The sequence below is a fragment of the Epilithonimonas sp. 33E genome (genome assembly GCF_059372615.1).
This window is the reverse complement of the sequence record NZ_CM182009.1, coordinates 377657-395742: the sequence shown is the minus strand read 5'-3', so window position 1 is coordinate 395742 and position 18086 is coordinate 377657. Positions and strand designations below refer to the sequence as shown.

The window sequence follows — 18086 nt, the reverse complement described above, 5'->3', positions numbered from 1 at the left end:
CATTTGTAATTGGCGTTATAAACCACCCCGAATTTCAAAATATTTGAAATTCTGCCCCTCCAAGGGAGGGGAATTTTTTTACATATTTTTCACCTCTTCCGGAACGTGGTAAAAGGTCGGATGACGGTAGACCTTGTCTTCCGAAGGTTCGTAAAAGGCTTCGGAATCATCGGGATTAGTAGCATGGATGTGCTTGGATTCTACAACCCAAATGCTGATACCCTCTATCCTTCTCGTATAAACGTCACGTGCATTTTGGATTGCCATTTCTGCATCAGCAGCGTGAAGACTGCCCACGTGCTTGTGGTCCAAACCTTGTCTGCTCCTGATAAAAACCTCCCAAAGTGGCCATTCTGTATTTTGCATAATATTTCAGATTAGAGACAGATAGATGAGAGATAATAGTCTTTCATCGTTCTGCTTATTTTAAACTGTTTTTCTGTTTTGTTCTTCTCTTAGTTTTCTTTTCTCGTGATAAGCGGTTGCGGCTTCTCTTACCCAAGCGCCGTCATCGAAGGCTTTTTTGCGGGTTTCGATTCTTTCTTTGTTGCAAGGTCCGTTGCCTTTGACCACTTTCCAAAACTCGTCCCAATCGATTTCTCCGAATTCGTAATGTCCGGTTTCTTCATTGAATTTCAAATCTGGGTCTGGAATTGTCAATCCCAGATATTCTGCCTGTGGCACGGAAACATCTACGAAACGCTGTCTCAGTTCGTCATTAGTGAAACGTTTTATTCGCCATTTCATTGATAGTTCTGTGTTTCCAGAGTCGGCATCTTTTGGTCCGAACATCATCAATGTTGGCCACCACCAACGGTTGAAGGCATCCTGAGCCATTGCTTTTTGCTCCGGCGAACCTTGAGCTAACTTCATCATCAGCTCGTAACCTTGTCTCTGGTGGAAACTTTCTTCTTTACAAATCCTCACCATTGCTCTGGCATATGGACCATAAGAAGCACGACAAAGCGGAACCTGATTCAGAATTGCAGCACCGTCAACCAACCAACCGATTGCTCCCATATCTGCCCAAGTCAAAGTCGGATAGTTGAAAATGCTGGAATATTTGGCTTTCCCGGAATGCAAATCATTAATCGTTTCATCTCTTGTAACGCCTAAAGTTTCGGCAGCACAATAGAGATAAAGTCCGTGTCCAGCTTCGTCCTGAACTTTTGCCAGAAGGATTTTCTTCCGGTTTAGAGTTGGAGCGCGCGTAATCCAATTGGCTTCCGGCAGCATCCCGACAATCTCGGAATGGGCGTGCTGAGAAATCTGACGAATCAGAGTTTTCATATATGCTTCTGGCATCCAGTCTTTGGGTTCGATACGGATTTCGCTGTCTATTTTATTCTGAAAATGTTCTTCTAAATTGATTTCTGTTGTTTCCATAATGTCTTTATTTAATGGAATTTATTTAAACGCAAAGTGCGCAAAGATTTTTTAACTACTAACTGTTTTTAAGTTCGCAAAGCCGCTTACGCTTAACCAAGATTTTAATTTTAAAAATTGTTTTGATTACGACCTCTCTTTTTTATACCGAATCCGCAGCCCGACTTGAGCGGAAATCCTTTTTGTTTTTTTGCTAAAAAATAAAAAGATTGGGAGCGGAAGGCGGATTAAGCTGCCATAATTATTATTTATTTAATATCAAAATTCACCACTACTTGCTCCGAACGCGGGTGTGCCTGACAAGACAAAATAAATCCTGCGGCAATCTCGTCCGGTTCGAGAGAATAATTGATGTCCATTTCTACTTCACCTTTTTCTAATTTACATTTGCAAGTGGCACAAACACCGCCTTTGCAGGCGTAAGGCAAATCGGCGCCATTTTGTAAAGCCGCATCCAAAATCGTTGGACCGTGATAAGCCAAATCTAGCTTCAAAGCGGTTGCATCTAATTTCACAGTGACTTTGCTAAAATTATCATCAGATTGATTGATTGCCAGCTCGTGTTCTTTTTTCTTTTTCGCAGATGCTGCACTGAAGAATAATTCGAAATGAATTTTCTTGGCTTCAACACCGCATTGGATTAGAGTATCTTTCACACTCAAAATCATTTCTTCCGGTCCGCAAAGGAAAACTTCATCGATTTTTCCTGCCGGAATAATATTCTTTATAAAAGATTCTGCTTTTTCGGAATTGATTCTGCCACTCAGCAAATCTGCATCTGCAACTTCTCGGCTGAGAATGTGATAAATACTCAATCGTTGCATAAAACGGTTTTTCAAAGCTTCAATTTCTTCTTTGAAAATAATCGTTCCTTTATTTTTGTTTCCATAAATCAAAATAAATTGACTTTGTGGCTCATTTTTCAAGACTGATTTGATGATAGAAATAATTGGCGTAATTCCACTTCCTGCAGCAAAAGCGACATAAGTTTTTTTATTTTCAGGGTTGAGTTCCGTGTAGAATTTCCCCATTGGCGGCATTACTTCTAGAACGTCACCTTCTTTCAGATTTTCATTCATAAATGATGAGAACAGACCTTCGGGAACTTTTTTCACAGCAACTTTCAATTCGCCTTCACACGGACTTGCGCAAATCGAATAGGAACGACGCAGTTCTTGCTCGCCATTCATTTGCCGGAATGTCAAATATTGTCCTTGTGTGAATTTGAATTGTTCCGATAATTCTGCAGGAACATCAAAACTCACCGAAACACAATCCTGCGTTTCTTTCTTGACTTTTTTTACTCTTAAAGGATGAAAAACTACTGACATTTATTTTTAAACGCAAAGTGCGCAAAGTTTTTTGATTAACTATATATTTTCAAGTCCGCAAAGCCGCTTACATTTAGCTAAGATTTAATTAATTATTTAAACCATTCATTAGCAAAGTTTTCAAGTCTTCTTCCAATTCCTGAGGTGTGATGTCGCGGCTTGGTTTGTACCAAAGTTCTATCCATCTTAAGGAAGATAACATTGTGAATAATGCAACGGAAACATTCATTTTTTTGAATTCTCCGCTTTCCATTCCTTGTTCTATGATGTTGGCAAAGCTTTTTTCATAGGATTTTCTGATTTGTTTGTATTGATTTTTCTTCTCTTCGGAAAGATATTTCCAATCATTGTTCGCTACAGAAACCGACGCCGAGTCTTCAATAATCAACTGAACGTGAAGCCCTATAATCGCTCTCAGCTTATCCTGAAAACTTTGATTCGTATTTTCAATTTCCTGTAATTGGGAAATATATTGGTTGGCAATTTTGAAACAAATCAATTCCAGAATTTCGTCTTTGGATTTGATATGATTGTACATACTTGCGGCTTCCATTCCCACTTTTTCGGCCAAGTCGCGCATACTTGTTCCGCCGAAACCTTTTTCTTTGAAAAGCTTGGCGGCTTCGGATAAAATCAATTCTTTTTTATTGATTTTTATTTTTTTATCTGTAATTAAATCTAATTCCATTTTATTAATCTTGTTTATTTAACACAAAGTCCACAAAGATTTTTTTTGACATTATTGAAAATATTTTAAGGTTCACAAAGGCGCTGGCGCTCAGCTAAGTTTTTAAACCACAAAAGTTATACATATTTCTTTAAGTTTTTCAAAAGTCCAAAAAAGACAAAATGGTTTGAGAATTATCTTTTTTGCTCTTTATATCATTGATTTTTAAAATTCCTTTTGTACCTTTTGTGGTTTAATTAATATTTCAATAATTGTTCTATTTTTTTAATTAATTTTTCTGTGTTCGGCAGCATTTCTTTCTCCAATTCAGAATTGATAGGAATTGCAGGAAGATTTTTTGCACCAACTACTTTTACAGGCGCATCCAGATGTCTGAAACAATTTTCACTGATTCTCGCTGCCAGACTTTGTGCAAAGCTATTGTTTACAGGCTCTTCTGTCAAAACGATGCATCGGTTATGTTTTTTCACACTTTCGAAAACACAGTTTTCATCCAAAGGTGCGAGTGTTCTTAAATCGATAATTTCTATTTGATTATCAAATTGTTTCGCTGCATTCGAAGCCCAATAAACGCCCATTCCATAAGTAATGATTGTCACAGTTGGCTTATCTTTTTGATTATCACAAAGCAAAACTTCTCTGGCTTTTCCAAACGGAATGATGTAATCTTCGTCCGGTTCTATCGTTTTTGCTGCTTCTGTTCCTTCGATTTTTGACCAATAAAGTCCTTTGTGCTCAAGCATCACAACAGGATTGGGGTCATAGAAAGCGGCTTTCATTAGACCTTTTAAATCTGCGCCTGTTGAAGGATAAGCGATTTTAATACCTTTGATATTCGTCAAAACACTTTCCACAGAACTCGAGTGGTAAGGTCCGCCACTTCCGTAAGCGCCAATCGGAACACGCAGAATCATTGAAACCGGCCATTTTCCATTAGACAAATAATAGCTTCTGGAAACTTCGGTGAATAATTGATTCAAACCTGGCCAAATGTAATCTGCGAACTGAACTTCGACAATCGGTTTCAATCCAACGGCGCTCATCCCAACTGTTGAACCAACGATAAATGCTTCCTGAATTGGTGTATTGAAAACCCGTTTCTCCCCAAATTGCGCGGCTAAAGTAATCGCCTCACGGAAAACACCGCCTAATCTTAAACCTACATCTTGCCCATACAATAAAGCTTCCGGATGTTTCTGCATCAATTCTCTGATGGCGAATAATGCGCAATCTACCATTACGGTTGGGATTTTTCCGCTTGGAGAACGTTCTCCTTTTTCTTCGGTAATTGGTGTTGGTGCGAAATCGTGTTTGTAAGTATCTTCAGGCTTTGGGTCTTCCGCTAAAACAGCATTTTCAAAATCGATTCGTACCAGTTCAACAACTTCTTTTTCAATCGATTCAATTTCAGAATCTTCTATACTAAATTCTGAAAGTTTATTTCTTAATTTGATTAAAGGGTCATTCTTTGCGCATTCTTCCAAATCATCGCGGTACCATTCTTTTCTTACACCAGAAGTGTGGTGATTGAGCAAAGGAACTTTTGCATGAATCAACATTGGTCGTCTTTCTTCACGGATGATTCTGATACATTCTTTTACTGTTTCGTAAGATTTGATAAAGTCTGTTCCGTCGATGGTTCTGGTTTCGATGCCGTTGAAACCTCGCATATATTCTGTAATATCCTGCGCACGGATTTCTTTGGCGTTGGCAGAAATATCCCATTCGTTATCCTGAACGAGGTAAAGAATCGGCAATTGTTTTAAAGCCGCCATTTGGAACGCTTCGGAAACTTCACCTTCTGTACAGCTTGCATCGCCGAGTGAACAAACTGCGATTGGCTTTTGTTCAAAATTATCATCAATTCCGATTTCCTCTTTATATTTCATTCCCATTGCAATTCCTGTGGTTGGAATCGCTTGCATTCCTGTTCCAGAACTTTGGTGAATCATTTTTGGAAAATCATCTCGTCTTAAACTTGGATGAGAGTAATAGGTTCTTCCTCCGGAAAACGGATCATCCTTTTTGGCTAAAAGCTGAAGCATCAATTCGTAAGGCGTTAATCCAACGCCCAACAAAATTGAATCGTCTCTATAATAGGGACTCACAAAATCCTGTGGTAACAACTGCATTCCTACAGCCAATTGAATAGCTTCGTGTCCGCGAGAAGTGGCGTGAACATATTTGGAAGTGATTTTTTTTTCCTGTTCAAACAAATCGGTCATCGTTTTGGCTGTAAACATCAGACGATAAGCTGATTTCAGTAAATCAGTCAGGTTAATTTCTTTGTTTAAAAAATGTTTTTCAGTGATTTGCATATTTAAACATTTGACATTCAATCTATTGTTCTCAGTTTTGATAATTGAATGTGATTTATTCAAAAATACACTTTTTTATTAAACTAACAAATGTTAGTTAGTTTTTTGTGATTGTTTTATATAAACCTACATTCCATTGAATAATTATTAAAATTTTGAACATCAGATATTAAATCACATCATTTAAAATGCTATATTTGAACTAATTAAACTAATACTTATGAAAAAATATTTCCTTTTTATTTTTACAATTATTGCTTGTAATTTAGTGGTTTCACAAACGAATCCTGTTCAAAATCTTAATTGGTATCACACCCATATATTTCCTTACAATAATATCTTCTCCCTTTCTTGGCAAGAACCAGAAACACCTCGTAATGAATTGATTGGATACAATATCTATCGTGGCAATGAATTATACCGATTTCAAACTGAGACTTCTTTAGGGTGTGATTCACGTTGGGGGATTACTGATGGGTGTGATTTTCTCACTAACGCATTTACGGTTTATGTAAAAGCTGTTTACGCAGGAAATATAGAATCAGAAGCTGTTTCATATACAGTAAATGGTCCTGCTTTAGATGCTAAGGATATTTCTTTGAAATCCATCACTATTGCGCCAAATCCCATAAAAGACAACATCAACTTCTCAGAAGAACTTTTAAATATTAAAATTTGTGACCTTTCTGGTAAAATTTTAAAACAGATTTCCAATTCTGAAAAATCCATTAATGTTTTAAAATTGGCGAAAGGAACTTACATTATTTCTGGAACTACGAAGACAGGAGAAAAAATTAACAAAAAATTTATAAAAGAGTAAACTGCTTTTTTTTAAATATTTAATCCTTTCAGCAGTTGAAAGGATTTTTGTTAATATCATTAAAATATCTTTGTCTTCACAAAATAAAAATTTAAATTTTGTAGTTTTGAAGATTAAACAAGATTAATGAAAATTAAAATACTTTTTGGAATTGCATTTTGGTCACTTTTGCTTTTGGCGGGCTGTAATCGTGATGATATTTCTTTCGATTCACCAACTCAGCTTTTGAGATTCTCTACTGACACCGTTTTTTGCGATACAGTTTATAACCAAATGCGTTCGGAAACTTATGCCGTGAAGGTTTACAATAATGAAAATAAGGATGTTTTGATTCCAAGAATTGCGCTTGAAGGTGGAAATTCTTCTCTTTACAGAATCAATGTGGATGGAAAAACAGGAACGAGTTTCGAAAACGTAGCCTTGAGAAGAAAAGATAGTCTATATGTTTTTGTAGAAATTGCGCCGGTTGCCAATGCTCCGGAAGCAATTGCCGAAGACAAAGTGGTTTTCACCTCACCTGCCGGCGAACAAAAAGTAACACTATTCTCTGTCGTTCAGGATGCTGAGTATTTTATTCAAACTGGAGAAAACCCTGTAACAATTAACGAAAATACAACTTGGACTAAAGACAAAGTAAAAGTAATTTTCGGTAATCTGAATGTTGCAGAAGGTAAGACTTTGACAATGGAAAAAGGCACGAAAGTCTATTTCCGGAAAAACAGTGGTATGAATTTCGCAAAAAATTCCGGATTGACTGTAAATGGTGAATTGAACAACGAAGTAATTTTCCGGGGCGATAGAAGTGACACCAAATATGACACGCTTCCTGCCAACTGGAACGGCATCAAAATGGAAGAAGGATCTCTTCTTAATATGAATTACGCCAGAATCTTTGGCGGTAACGTCGGCCTTCAGTTGAAAAAGAATGATGCAAAAATTAATAATACAATCATCCATACTTTCCAAAACATAGGAATCTATGGTATTGCTGCTGATATTACTGCTAATAATTTAGTGATGAACAACTGTGGTGAGGCTGACCTCGCAATTGCCGGTGGTGGAACTTATAACCTTAATTATTGCACCATTGCAAATTATTGGGACCTGAATTCGTCAATGCCTGCTGTTGGAATCTTTGCCAGTAATATTTATCAAAACGGTGATGAACGAGTTGTAGGAAATCCGGTTTTGAATGTAAAAAATTCTATCGTGTATGGTGATGTTCCAGATATGATTGCATATACTAAAGTTGATGGCGGAAGTTTTATTACAGATTTTAAAAACTCTCTATTAAAGTTCACTTCTAATTCCGGCCTGAATCCTGATAATTCTAATATTAAAAATGAAGATCCGAAATTCCAGAATTATTTCACCCAGAAAATGAATCTTAGAGTGAAAGATGACTCCCCTGCAAAAAAGAAAGGCAATCCAACTTATAATACTGTAACGATAAAGGATATTGTTGGTGTTGCAAGGGCTTCTAATCCAAACATCCCAATTCCTACAATCGGAGCTTATCAATAATGGAAATCACAACTCTTCAGAAACAAGTTGACGAATGGATAAAAACCATCGGCGTCCGTTATTTCAATGAGCTGACAAATATGGCTATGCTGACAGAAGAAGTAGGGGAAGTTGCGAGGATCATCGCCAGAAGATATGGTGAGCAGTCAGAAAAAGAATCCGACAAATCCAAAGATCTGGGTGAAGAATTGGCTGATGTTCTTTTTGTAACACTTTGCTTAGCTAATCAAACTGGGACGGATTTGCAATCGGCTTTCGATAAAAAAATGAAAATTAAAACTGATAGAGATAAAGACCGACATCAGAATAATGAAAAATTAAAATAATTGTACAACGTATTAATGTAAAATGTATTCACGAATTTGAATCATTAATACTATAATACGTTTTACATCAATGCAGAAAAATGATATTAAAAAAATCAGAATTAATAGACGGAAAAAATATACAAATTACCGGTTCGAAAAGTATTTCGAACCGTCTTTTGATTTTAGGGAAACTCTTTGGGAATATTGATATGCTCAACCTTTCTAATTCTCAGGACACCACTTTGTTGAAAAAAGCTCTGGAATCGGACTCCGAAACCATTGATATCCATCACGCCGGCACAGCGATGCGATTTCTGACTTCGTATTATTCCATTTTTGAAGGCAGAAAAACCATTTTGACTGGCTCTGACAGGATGAAAAACCGTCCTATCAAACCTTTAGTTGATGCGCTTCAATCTCTTGGCGCGGACATTACTTATCTCGAAAAAGAAGGTTTTCCGCCGTTGCAAATCATCGGAAAGAAGATTGAAAACAATTTGGTTAAAATCTCAGCCAATGTTTCCAGCCAGTTTTTGACTTCTTTGATTTTAATAGGAGGAAAGTTAGAAAATGGATTGACACTGGAACTGGAAGGCGAGATCACGTCTCGACCATATTTGGAAATGACTTTGAAAATTCTGGACGAAATCGGGATCAAGTCTCATTTTGCAAAAAGTAGAATCGAAATTTTACCTCATCCGGAAAATGCAAGAATAGAACATTACGAGGTGGAAAGTGACTGGTCTTCAGCTTCTTATTTCTATTCTTTGGCAGCAATTGGCAGAAAATCGATTAATCTTAGAAGTTATCATACATTGTCCTTACAAGGTGATAGCGTGATTAAGGAAATCTATTGGAAATATTTCGGAATCAATACGGTTTCTGATTATGCAGAAAATTCGATTTCTTTGCTGCCCGAGCCAGCTTTCGAATATCCTGAATTGATTTCTCTTGATATGAACGATTGTCCCGATATTGCGCAAACCCTTTGTGTCACCGCAACTGCGCTGAAAATCCCTTTCGTCATCACAGGACTTCATACTCTGAAAGTGAAAGAAACCGACCGATTGGTAGCACTTCAAAACGAGTTGTTGAAAATCGGCGGAAAAACGCACATCACAGTAGAAAAAATTGAATCTTCGGAATTCATAGAACCGGAAGAAAACGTTTCGATTGCAACTTACAACGACCACAGAATGGCGATGGCTTTTGCGCCGTTTGCTTTGATTAAAGAACTGAATATCGAAAATGAAGATGTTGTAGAGAAATCGTATCCTGAATTTTGGGAGGATTTTAAATCCGTAACTAAAGAAACTGAATAATATGTCAAAAGTTATCATCATCACAGGCGCTTCATCCGGAATTGGATTCGCATTGGCAGAATATTTCGGAAAGAAAGGAAACAAAGTTTACGGTTTGAGCCGAAAGGTCGTGAACTCTGATTATTTTGTTTCAATTCCAACAGACATTACCGAAAAAGACCAAATCGACAATGCGATTTCTGAAATCCTGAAAACTGAAACCAGAATTGATGTTCTGATTAATAACGCCGGAATGGGAATGGTTGGCGCAGTTGAAGATTCAGCAAAAGAAGATATTACGAAGTTATTCAATCTTAATTTGATTGGCGCTGTTCAGATGATGACAGCGGTTCTTCCAAAAATGCGGGAACAGAAATCAGGAAAAATCATTAATGTTTCCAGCATCGGTTCCGAAATGGGATTACCTTTCAGAGGATTTTATTCCGCTTCCAAATCGGCTCTGGACAAAGTGACGGAAGCAATGCGTTACGAAGTTTATCCTTGGAACATCCACGTTTGCTCGCTCCATTTAGGCGATATCAAAACTAATATTGCCGAAAACCGTGTCAAAACAAAAGTTTCCGAATCTTACAAAAATGTCTTTGATAAAGTTTATGCTTTAATGAATTCACACGTTGGCGATGGAACAGAACCTTTGGATGTTGCAGTTTATGTTGAACAACTTTTGGGCAAATCCAAATGGAAAGCGCATTATTATTTTGGAAAATTTGGACAGAAAATCGGCGTTCCTCTGAAATGGATTCTTCCTCAGAATACTTATGAAAATCTGATGAAGAAGTATAATAAAATGGATTGATTTTTTGTTATATAACCACAAAGACACTAAGTTTTCACAAAGTTCACAATGAGCTTAATAATGGTGTTCTTTGTGTAAAATCATTGTGAACATTGTGGTTAAAATCGATTATTTAATTGCCATTATCTTTTGTTTTTTCTGTGTTCTTTTTAACGCGCAGAAAAAAGAATATTGGCTCATCGATAAAGAAACCAATGTTAAAAAAATCGTTTCCGATTCGGCAAAAGCAGTCAAATTCCTGGATTCTTTGGCTGAGAACTCTTACTTCTTTACAGAACTGAAAGACGTCAAAAAAATAGACAATCGGACAGAAATCTATTACGACAAAGGTCCCAATTTCAATCAGGCTAAAGTCCAATTTTCAGATTCTTTAGTTACAGATTTGAAGTTTCAAAAGAATGAGATTTACACCAAAAATTTAGACTCACTCAAAAAAAACATCAATCAAAAATATCGGGACAAAGGTTTTGCCTTCAACCGCGTGAAAACCAAATTCCGGAAAATGGAAAACGGAATTCCATCGGTTAAAATCTCAGTTGTTCCGGCTTCTCAAAGAAAAATTGACGCCATTGTTTTCAAAGGCTATACGCATTTACCGAAACAATTCGTTAAGAACCTCAACAAACAATATCTCGGCAAAAACTACGATGACAGGAATCTGGTTTCTATGAATCAATCTTTGCAAAATCATCAGTTTGTGTCGTTGGAAAAGCCGCCTCAGACATTATTCACCAAAGATTCGACACAGGTTTTTCTCTTCACCCAAAAACGGAAAACCAATACATTTGACGGAATGATTGGCTTTGGAAATGATAAAACTGAGAAATTTACGGTCAACGGAACCCTGAATGTCCAGATGAAAAATATGTTCAACAGCTTCGAAAGTATTGGCATCTATTGGCAGAGAAATCCCGACAAAGGCCAGACTTTTGATTTGCAAACCGACATACCGTACACGTTCGGGAGCAATGTTGGACTGAATGTGAATGTCAATATTTTCCGTCAGGATTCTACTTTTGCGAATGTGAAATTTTTACCCGCCATTTATTATCATCTTTCACCGAAACAAAAACTCGGTCTCAAAGGAACTTTTGAGTCTTCTGCGATTTTGGATTCACTGTACACGAGTGGTCGGGATTACAGCAAAAAAGGGATTGGCGTTTATTATCAGTATCAGGAAGGGAGCGACATTCCACTATTTATAAACAAAAGCAACATCCGTCTGGAAGCCGATTTCCTGAAAACGACTTACGACGACACGCAGGAAAAATTTGACCAAATTCGGTATTTCATTTTTGCAGAACACAACTTCAATTTGTCCGGAAATCACTTTCTCAATATCAAGGGAGAATCTGCGTTGCTCAGTTCCAAAAACGAATTATCAACCAACGAACTTTTTCGGTTTGGCGGCTGGAATTCACTGCGCGGTTTCAATGAGCAAAGTCTCGTCAGCGATTTCTACGCATTTGCCGGCGCCGAATACCGCTATCTTGTCAATGATCAGGCCTTTTTCGACATCTTTGCGCAGTACGGACAAATGTCCAACAAAGCATTGGGAATCACACCCAAGCTTTACAGTTTAGGGTTGGGTTTCAATTTTTTTCTTCCCATTGGTTTGATGAGTTTCCAGATTTCCAACGGAAATGAGTTCGGTAATCCTTTCAAATTCAACGAAATAAAAATCCATTGGGGAATTCTCAGCAGGTTTTAATCAGTGATAAGCGATAAATGATAGTTGATACTAATAAGAATTTGAAAACCATTTATCAACCATCAATTATTTAATTCGTCATCATTTCTCTGAATATTAATTATTTATCAAATAAATTACGATATTTTCAAATTCCATAAAAATAACTTAATTTTGCAAAGAAAGTAAAGATGTCTATTCATAACAAAATTGTAGAGACAGCCATCACTTTCGATGACGTGCTTCTAGTCCCTTCTTATTCAGAAGTTTTACCTAATCAGGTTTCATTAAAATCAAGACTTACAGACAAAATTTCGCTTAACGTTCCGATTGTTTCCGCTGCTATGGATACGGTTACGGAAGCTGATTTGGCAATTGCATTGGCGAGAGTTGGTGGTCTTGGATTCATTCACAAAAATATGCCAATTGCAGAACAGGCTGCGCAGGTCAATCGCGTAAAACGCTCAGAAAACGGAATGATTTCTGATCCGGTTACATTGTCCAAAGATCACACTTTAGCAGAAGCCAAAGAACTGATGGCAAAATATAAAATCTCCGGATTGCCTGTTGTTGACAAAAACAACACATTGATTGGAATCATTACCAATCGTGACGTTAAATATCAGGAAAATCTTGCCGCAAAAGTGGAAGAAATAATGACAAAAGACAATCTCATTACTTCTGACAAAACCACCAATCTGGAAAAAGCCAAAGAAATCCTTCTTAAAAACAGAGTTGAAAAATTACCAATTGTTGACAAGAAAAACAGACTGGTTGGATTGATTACAATTAAAGATATCGATAATCAATTAGAATATCCAAATGCCAACAAAGATCAAAGCGGAAGACTGATTGTCGGCGCTGGCGTTGGCGTTGGTGAAGACACGATTGAAAGAATCACAGCATTGGTAAAAGCCGGTGTTGACATTGTTGCCATCGATTCAGCTCATGGCCATTCGAAAGGGGTTTTGGATAAAATCTCAGAAATCAGAAAAACTTTCCCTGATTTGGATATTGTTGGTGGAAATATCGTAACAGCAGACGCCGCAAAAGATTTGATAAAAGCGGGTGCAAATGTCTTGAAAGTTGGTGTTGGACCAGGTTCCATCTGTACAACCAGAGTTGTTGCAGGTGTCGGCGTTCCTCAACTTTCCGCAATCTACAACGTTTACGAATTTGCCAAAAAGAAAAATGTAGCGGTTATTGCTGATGGTGGAATCAAACTTTCGGGAGATATCGTAAAAGCCATTGCAAGTGGCGCCGGTGCAGTTATGTTAGGCTCACTTTTAGCTGGAACTGATGAAGCTCCGGGAGAAGAAATTATTTTCCAGGGAAGAAAATTCAAATCTTACCAAGGAATGGGTTCTCTTTCTGCAATGAAACGTGGTGGAAAAGAACGCTATTTCCAGAGTGAAGCTAAGAAATTTGTTCCGGAAGGCATCGAAGGCAGAGTTCCTCACAAAGGAAAACTGGAAGATGTGATTTTTCAATTGACCGGAGGTCTTCGTGCTGGAATGGGATATTGCGGCGCAAAAGATATTGAAGCGTTGCAAAAAGATTCGAAACTGGTAATGATTACAGGAAGCGGATTGAAGGAATCTCATCCACACGATGTTATTATCACACAGGAAGCGCCTAATTACTCATTATAAAACCACATTTTCAAAATAACAAAAGGCTGCAAAAATGCAGCCGTTTGTTATTAAAATAGAATGATATCTATTTTTTTATAAATTTCAAGCTATAAGATTTCCCATAAGTGTCATTAATTCTAAGAAAATAAACTCCTTTTTGAAGCTGAGTTACATCTAACCGATCTTTAAAATCAGTTTTTAAAATTTCTTGACCCTCCATATTAATAATTACAATATTTTTAGCATTGTCAACTCCTTTTATATTAATATAATCCAAAACAGGATTAGGAAACATTTGTATCTGCCCTTTTGAAAAATCGTTTACTGCAAGTGTAGATGTATGCAAATCGCCAGTCATCACAGAGTTAGAAGGTGTAAGATTTCCTCCACATGCATTTTCAGTAACTAAGACATTCTCTACCCATGATCCCGTCGAAGTATTCGGTGGATTAGCTGCAGAATTATTTCCTGTTGAATTATAATAAATTAAATATGGATTAATAAAATCTCCATTTCCAGAATCTGCCAAAAATTCCCATCTTGTAAGTGCATTGTTCCATTGAATTTTGAATTCACAAGTTCCCAATCCACCACAAGATTGATCACCATCTACAGGCGTTGTTATGTAGATTTTTTTACCATTACCATCTGTAGCAGTATTATTAAATATAAAATTCTGGTCATTAAACAAACCATGGCATCCGTTAAAAGTAATTATTTGTGCAGAAGTTGAGCACAGTGAAAAAACCATTGTTAAAAGAATGTATATTTTTTTCATGACTTTAATTTTTAGTTTCTGGAAGGGAATATCCCTTGCAGAGCAATGATACATTTAAAAGTTACATATGGCTGCAGATTATTATGTGGCAGGTTTCCTCCGGTTGGACCTACTACTCCGTTATTCATTGTTGTCATATTTCCACTTCCATAACTTGCATATTCTTTATCAAGAACTTTAGTATTTGCCGGGAGGTTCCCTTCCGGAGAGCTTTTATTACCGTCTGATGTCACAGCATTTACCAAATGATTATGAGCCGGCATCTCATTAAGTGTTAAAGTATGATTTTCTTCACCAGCGTTTTGTCCCAATGTATAGGCGCCTCCATCACCAAGAAGAACCCGGCTTTGGATGTTAGGCAAGGCAAAAGTTGTCGATCCGTTCCCACCATAAGTTGTCCCCAGCAAAGAAAACAACGCTTGATTTTGGGCAATTGATAATATTTGCCCATTGCAGTCTGCCCAGCCTTTAGGTGCAAAATTGAATGAAACAAATAATATCTGACCCAGAAAAGGCGTACCATCACCTTGTGCTTTTAATTCTCCGGAAGAAAGTCCTAAAAGAATTATCATTAATAAAATATATTTTTTCATGATATTTTAAATTACTGATTATAATTAATGCTTATGGTCTCTGCGGATAAACACCTTGTAATGCAATAATACATTTTAAGGTTCCATAAGGTTGCATATTATTGTGAGGCTGTCCACCACCTGTAGGATTAATCATGAGGGGGTGCATAGTTGTATTAGCCACAGCATCCGAATACTCCGGATCGCCTGCTTTTGTGTCTGCCGGGAAATTTCCTGAAGGAAGATTTTGGTTCCCTTCTACTTTTACGGCATTTACAACATGAGTATGTGCAGGGATTTCTGTAGAGAGTAATGTAACATTAGCCTCACCAGTTGTTGTTCCTGTAGGATAATCAGCACTATCTCCCATTATAGTTCTGCCTTGCATATCTGGTAATGCAAAAGTTGTCTGTCCATTCCCCCCAAAAGTAGTACCCAATAAAGAAAATAACGCTGTATTTTGAGAAATAGGTAATATTTGTCCTTTACATTCTGCCCAGCCTTTGGGTGCAAAATTATAGGGAACCCACATAATTTGTCCTAAAAAAGGTTCACTTCCTTGTGCGGACAATTTAAGAGATAACATCAATAAAAAAACCAATATTTTAATTTTTATTTTTTTCATGATAATTAAATTTATGATTAATTATGTGAAGGAAAAATTCCATATAAGGAAATAACACATTTCATAGCCAAGCTAGGCATCATGTTATTATGTGGCTGGGATCCACCTGCAACAGTTAACATGCTAGATTTCATAGTCGTTTTGGATTCTGGTGCATTAGAATCAGAATACTCTTTATCCAATACCTTAGTATTGGCAGGCACTCCGTTTGCAGGAGAATTTTGATTACCTTCTACCGAAGTTCCCATTACTGAATGATTATGACTCGGTAATTGATTGACGGTTAAGGTAACTGTTTCTGAGCCACCCATTTGCCCCAATTGATAATTACTCAGCCCAGGTCCTTGTCCATCATCAATAATTACTCTTCCTTTAGCATTGGGAAGCGCAAATGTAGTCTGCCCATCTCCACCGTAAGTTGTTCCTATTAAAGCAAATAAAGCCTCATTTTCTGATATAGCCTGCAAAGAACCATCACAATCGTGCCAGCCTACCGGAGCAAAATTGTAAGGAACAAACATAATCTGACCTATAAAAGGTTGCTGTGATTTAATTAAGATAGAAAAAGAAAATCCTATCATAATGAAAATCAGAATAGATAATTTTTTCATATGAATTATTTCTATAAAATTAATAAAAAAACGAACTGGAAAATTTATTTTTTAAAATTATCAGATGTTAGAAATTTTACGCCAGTTTTACCAAAAAACAGTTAAAAAAACATTTTTATAATGAAACATTTTCTAAATTTGCAACTTAGTTTTTTGCAATGAAGAAGACGACACTTTTCTCGCTATTATTTTTATCACTTTTTGTGTTTAGTATGCTTTCTTTTACTTCGAATAAGAAAGTGATAGCCGTTGTTTTCAACAAAGAGATGACAAGAAAAGACCTGATGAGTCTTCAGAAAAATCTGAAGGACAAAAACATCATCTTGGTATTCAATAAAATGAAATTTACCAAGAATCGATTGAGTTATATCGATTTCAGTATCGATTTTGGGGATGGTTTTTCAGGAACATCAAAATCTGTGATTACAAAAAATACAGAAATTGGCTTTATGAGAGATTATAATGATAATGCCGAACAGCCTTTTGTTGTGGGTAATTTAAAATAAAAAGCTTCCAATTTGGAAGCTTTTCTTTTATGTATTATTTTGATGATTTCGTTTTCTTTCTTTCCGGATTTTAAGGTCATCCTCAAAATCATCAATTCGATAATCCGTCAATGAGTTTCCTTTTCTGATCTTCTCTTTAGAATAAAGCTTGAATTCATTTTCAGTTTTTTCCAGAAGATAATCATAAGGGCCAACCGAAGAAATTAGTTTAATCAAAACCGGCGAAATTTCCAAAACAATAAACAATCCCATAATAAAGCTTGCTGCCAACGCTATGATTGCCGAATTTTTGCCCAATTCATCCAAAGCTTGTAATCTTGCAGCAAATCCATTGAATTTGTCTTCAATACCTTCAGTTGATTTCCTTTCGGTTTCAAGGTTAGAATAAACTTTGGAAATTTCTGTATCCAAGTATTGCAATCTCGGCTGCATTTGTTTTTGATAATTTTCCAGGTCGGCACGTTTTTGCTCTTTCAGTTCTGCTTTTCTTTTAGCATTAGATCCGTAACCCACTTTTCCGCTGGTTAAGCCGGATTGTTTTCCCAGAATTTCTTTCTCTAATTCTACAGAAGCAGAATCGTAAGCCATCTGATAGTTTTTGATTTGGGTCTGGATCTGTTTCTTTTCCAGATCAAAAGGTCCGGATTGTTGCAAAATTCTTCCGCTCATTTCTGCCTGCAATTGTTTCTTATTCCTTTGAATGATTGTATTCAGTTGCTTGTTAACTTCCTTCTCAAAAATCTTCAGTTCCAAAGGTTTTGAAATAATGATCCCAAGAAATGTCGCTAAAATCAAACGCGGAATGGTCATCAGAATCTGATTCCACCAGGTTCCGGTTTTCTTTATTGAAGACACAATATATCTGTCCAAATTAAAAATCATCAGTCCCCAAAGAATACCGAATCCTACAGATGCCCAAAGATTATCGAAAACCGTGAACATTGCATATCCTGCAGACAACGTCGCAAAAATAGCGGTAAATAAAACGATACCTCCGATTCCGGCAAACTTGTTCCATTCGGATGGTGACTTTTTCAGCAAATGAATATTCCCTCCGGAACAAATCATCAGAAAATGCTGAAACCAATTCATTTTATGAGTGTTAGTATTTTTCATTTATTTAAATTCATCATAATTTGTATTTTAAAACGTTAATTTGTTACAAATAGTATTAGGT

The 18086-nt window shown here is 36.7% G+C and carries 18 protein-coding genes; 8 read left to right on the top strand and 10 right to left on the bottom strand.

The features are described from left to right. Nucleotides 1–78: 78 nt before the first annotated feature. The 5 genes from paaB to AC5P2S_RS01870 form a co-directional block, all read right to left on the bottom strand. Nucleotides 79–366, bottom strand: a complete 288-nt coding sequence (gene paaB, locus AC5P2S_RS01890) for a 1,2-phenylacetyl-CoA epoxidase subunit PaaB (RefSeq protein ID WP_494556032.1) — start codon at nucleotides 364–366, stop codon at nucleotides 79–81. Nucleotides 367–426: 60 nt separating this feature from the next. Beyond that, nucleotides 427–1386, bottom strand: a complete 960-nt coding sequence (gene paaA / locus AC5P2S_RS01885) for a 1,2-phenylacetyl-CoA epoxidase subunit PaaA (RefSeq protein WP_494556031.1) — start codon at nucleotides 1384–1386, stop codon at nucleotides 427–429. Between the two features lie 248 nt (nucleotides 1387–1634). Further along, nucleotides 1635–2717, bottom strand: coding sequence for a 1,2-phenylacetyl-CoA epoxidase subunit PaaE (gene paaE, locus AC5P2S_RS01880; protein ID WP_494556030.1), 1083 nt, complete (start codon nucleotides 2715–2717; stop codon nucleotides 1635–1637). Between the two features lie 88 nt (nucleotides 2718–2805). Continuing rightward, nucleotides 2806–3405, bottom strand: coding sequence for a TetR/AcrR family transcriptional regulator (locus tag AC5P2S_RS01875; RefSeq protein ID WP_494556029.1), 600 nt, complete (start codon nucleotides 3403–3405; stop codon nucleotides 2806–2808). A gap of 236 nt (nucleotides 3406–3641) precedes the next feature. Beyond that, complete coding sequence (locus AC5P2S_RS01870; protein ID WP_494556028.1) at nucleotides 3642–5723, bottom strand: alpha-ketoacid dehydrogenase subunit alpha/beta; 2082 nt, start codon at nucleotides 5721–5723, stop codon at nucleotides 3642–3644. Nucleotides 5724–5943: 220 nt separating this feature from the next. Between AC5P2S_RS01870 and AC5P2S_RS01865 the strand changes: the two genes are divergently transcribed. From AC5P2S_RS01865 to guaB, 7 genes are all read left to right on the top strand, one after another. Continuing rightward, complete coding sequence (locus tag AC5P2S_RS01865) at nucleotides 5944–6543, top strand: T9SS type A sorting domain-containing protein (RefSeq protein WP_494556027.1); 600 nt, start codon at nucleotides 5944–5946, stop codon at nucleotides 6541–6543. A gap of 126 nt (nucleotides 6544–6669) precedes the next feature. Continuing rightward, nucleotides 6670–8067, top strand: a complete 1398-nt coding sequence (locus AC5P2S_RS01860; RefSeq protein WP_494556026.1) for a hypothetical protein — start codon at nucleotides 6670–6672, stop codon at nucleotides 8065–8067. Beyond that, entirely contained in the window at nucleotides 8067–8393 is a 327-nt protein-coding gene (locus AC5P2S_RS01855) for a nucleotide pyrophosphohydrolase (RefSeq protein ID WP_283415554.1), read from the top strand. The genes AC5P2S_RS01860 and AC5P2S_RS01855 overlap by 1 nt, the downstream gene beginning before the upstream one ends. An 80-nt stretch (nucleotides 8394–8473) precedes the next feature. Then, on the top strand, nucleotides 8474–9697 hold the full coding sequence (locus AC5P2S_RS01850; protein ID WP_494556025.1) for a 3-phosphoshikimate 1-carboxyvinyltransferase: 1224 nt from the start codon (nucleotides 8474–8476) through the stop codon (nucleotides 9695–9697). A gap of 1 nt (nucleotide 9698) precedes the next feature. Then, a complete protein-coding gene (locus AC5P2S_RS01845; RefSeq protein WP_494556024.1) occupies nucleotides 9699–10493 on the top strand; it encodes an SDR family NAD(P)-dependent oxidoreductase in 795 nt (264 codons plus the stop codon). 85 nt (nucleotides 10494–10578) lie between these two features. Then, nucleotides 10579–12204 (top strand): BamA/TamA family outer membrane protein, encoded by a 1626-nt coding sequence (locus tag AC5P2S_RS01840; RefSeq protein ID WP_494556023.1) that lies wholly within the window; start codon nucleotides 10579–10581, stop codon nucleotides 12202–12204. Nucleotides 12205–12374: 170 nt separating this feature from the next. Next, complete coding sequence (gene guaB / locus AC5P2S_RS01835; protein ID WP_283415558.1) at nucleotides 12375–13835, top strand: IMP dehydrogenase; 1461 nt, start codon at nucleotides 12375–12377, stop codon at nucleotides 13833–13835. A gap of 67 nt (nucleotides 13836–13902) precedes the next feature. Here guaB and AC5P2S_RS01830 read toward each other — a convergent pair whose 3' ends face one another. Genes AC5P2S_RS01830 through AC5P2S_RS01815 form a run of 4 tightly spaced genes read right to left on the bottom strand, consistent with a single transcriptional unit; the run spans nucleotide 13903 to nucleotide 16313 of the window. Next, the gene (locus tag AC5P2S_RS01830) at nucleotides 13903–14595 is read right to left on the bottom strand and encodes a T9SS type A sorting domain-containing protein (protein ID WP_494556022.1); all 693 of its coding nucleotides are present in this window, start codon (nucleotides 14593–14595) and stop codon (nucleotides 13903–13905) included. A gap of 11 nt (nucleotides 14596–14606) precedes the next feature. Then, nucleotides 14607–15188: a phage tail protein gene (locus AC5P2S_RS01825; RefSeq protein ID WP_494556021.1), complete on the bottom strand. Its 582-nt coding sequence runs from the start codon at nucleotides 15186–15188 to the stop codon at nucleotides 14607–14609. 31 nt (nucleotides 15189–15219) lie between these two features. Next, on the bottom strand, nucleotides 15220–15792 hold the full coding sequence (locus AC5P2S_RS01820; RefSeq protein ID WP_494556020.1) for a phage tail protein: 573 nt from the start codon (nucleotides 15790–15792) through the stop codon (nucleotides 15220–15222). Between the two features lie 17 nt (nucleotides 15793–15809). Beyond that, complete coding sequence (locus AC5P2S_RS01815) at nucleotides 15810–16313, bottom strand: phage tail protein (RefSeq protein WP_283415562.1); 504 nt, start codon at nucleotides 16311–16313, stop codon at nucleotides 15810–15812. A gap of 248 nt (nucleotides 16314–16561) precedes the next feature. Here AC5P2S_RS01815 and AC5P2S_RS01810 point away from each other — a divergent pair, with 248 nt between their 5' ends. Beyond that, the gene (locus AC5P2S_RS01810; protein WP_283415563.1) at nucleotides 16562–16909 is read left to right on the top strand and encodes a hypothetical protein; all 348 of its coding nucleotides are present in this window, start codon (nucleotides 16562–16564) and stop codon (nucleotides 16907–16909) included. Between the two features lie 27 nt (nucleotides 16910–16936). Here AC5P2S_RS01810 and AC5P2S_RS01805 read toward each other — a convergent pair whose 3' ends face one another. Further along, nucleotides 16937–18025: a DUF4407 domain-containing protein gene (locus tag AC5P2S_RS01805; RefSeq protein ID WP_283415564.1), complete on the bottom strand. Its 1089-nt coding sequence runs from the start codon at nucleotides 18023–18025 to the stop codon at nucleotides 16937–16939. Between the last annotated feature and the right edge of the window lie 61 nt (nucleotides 18026–18086).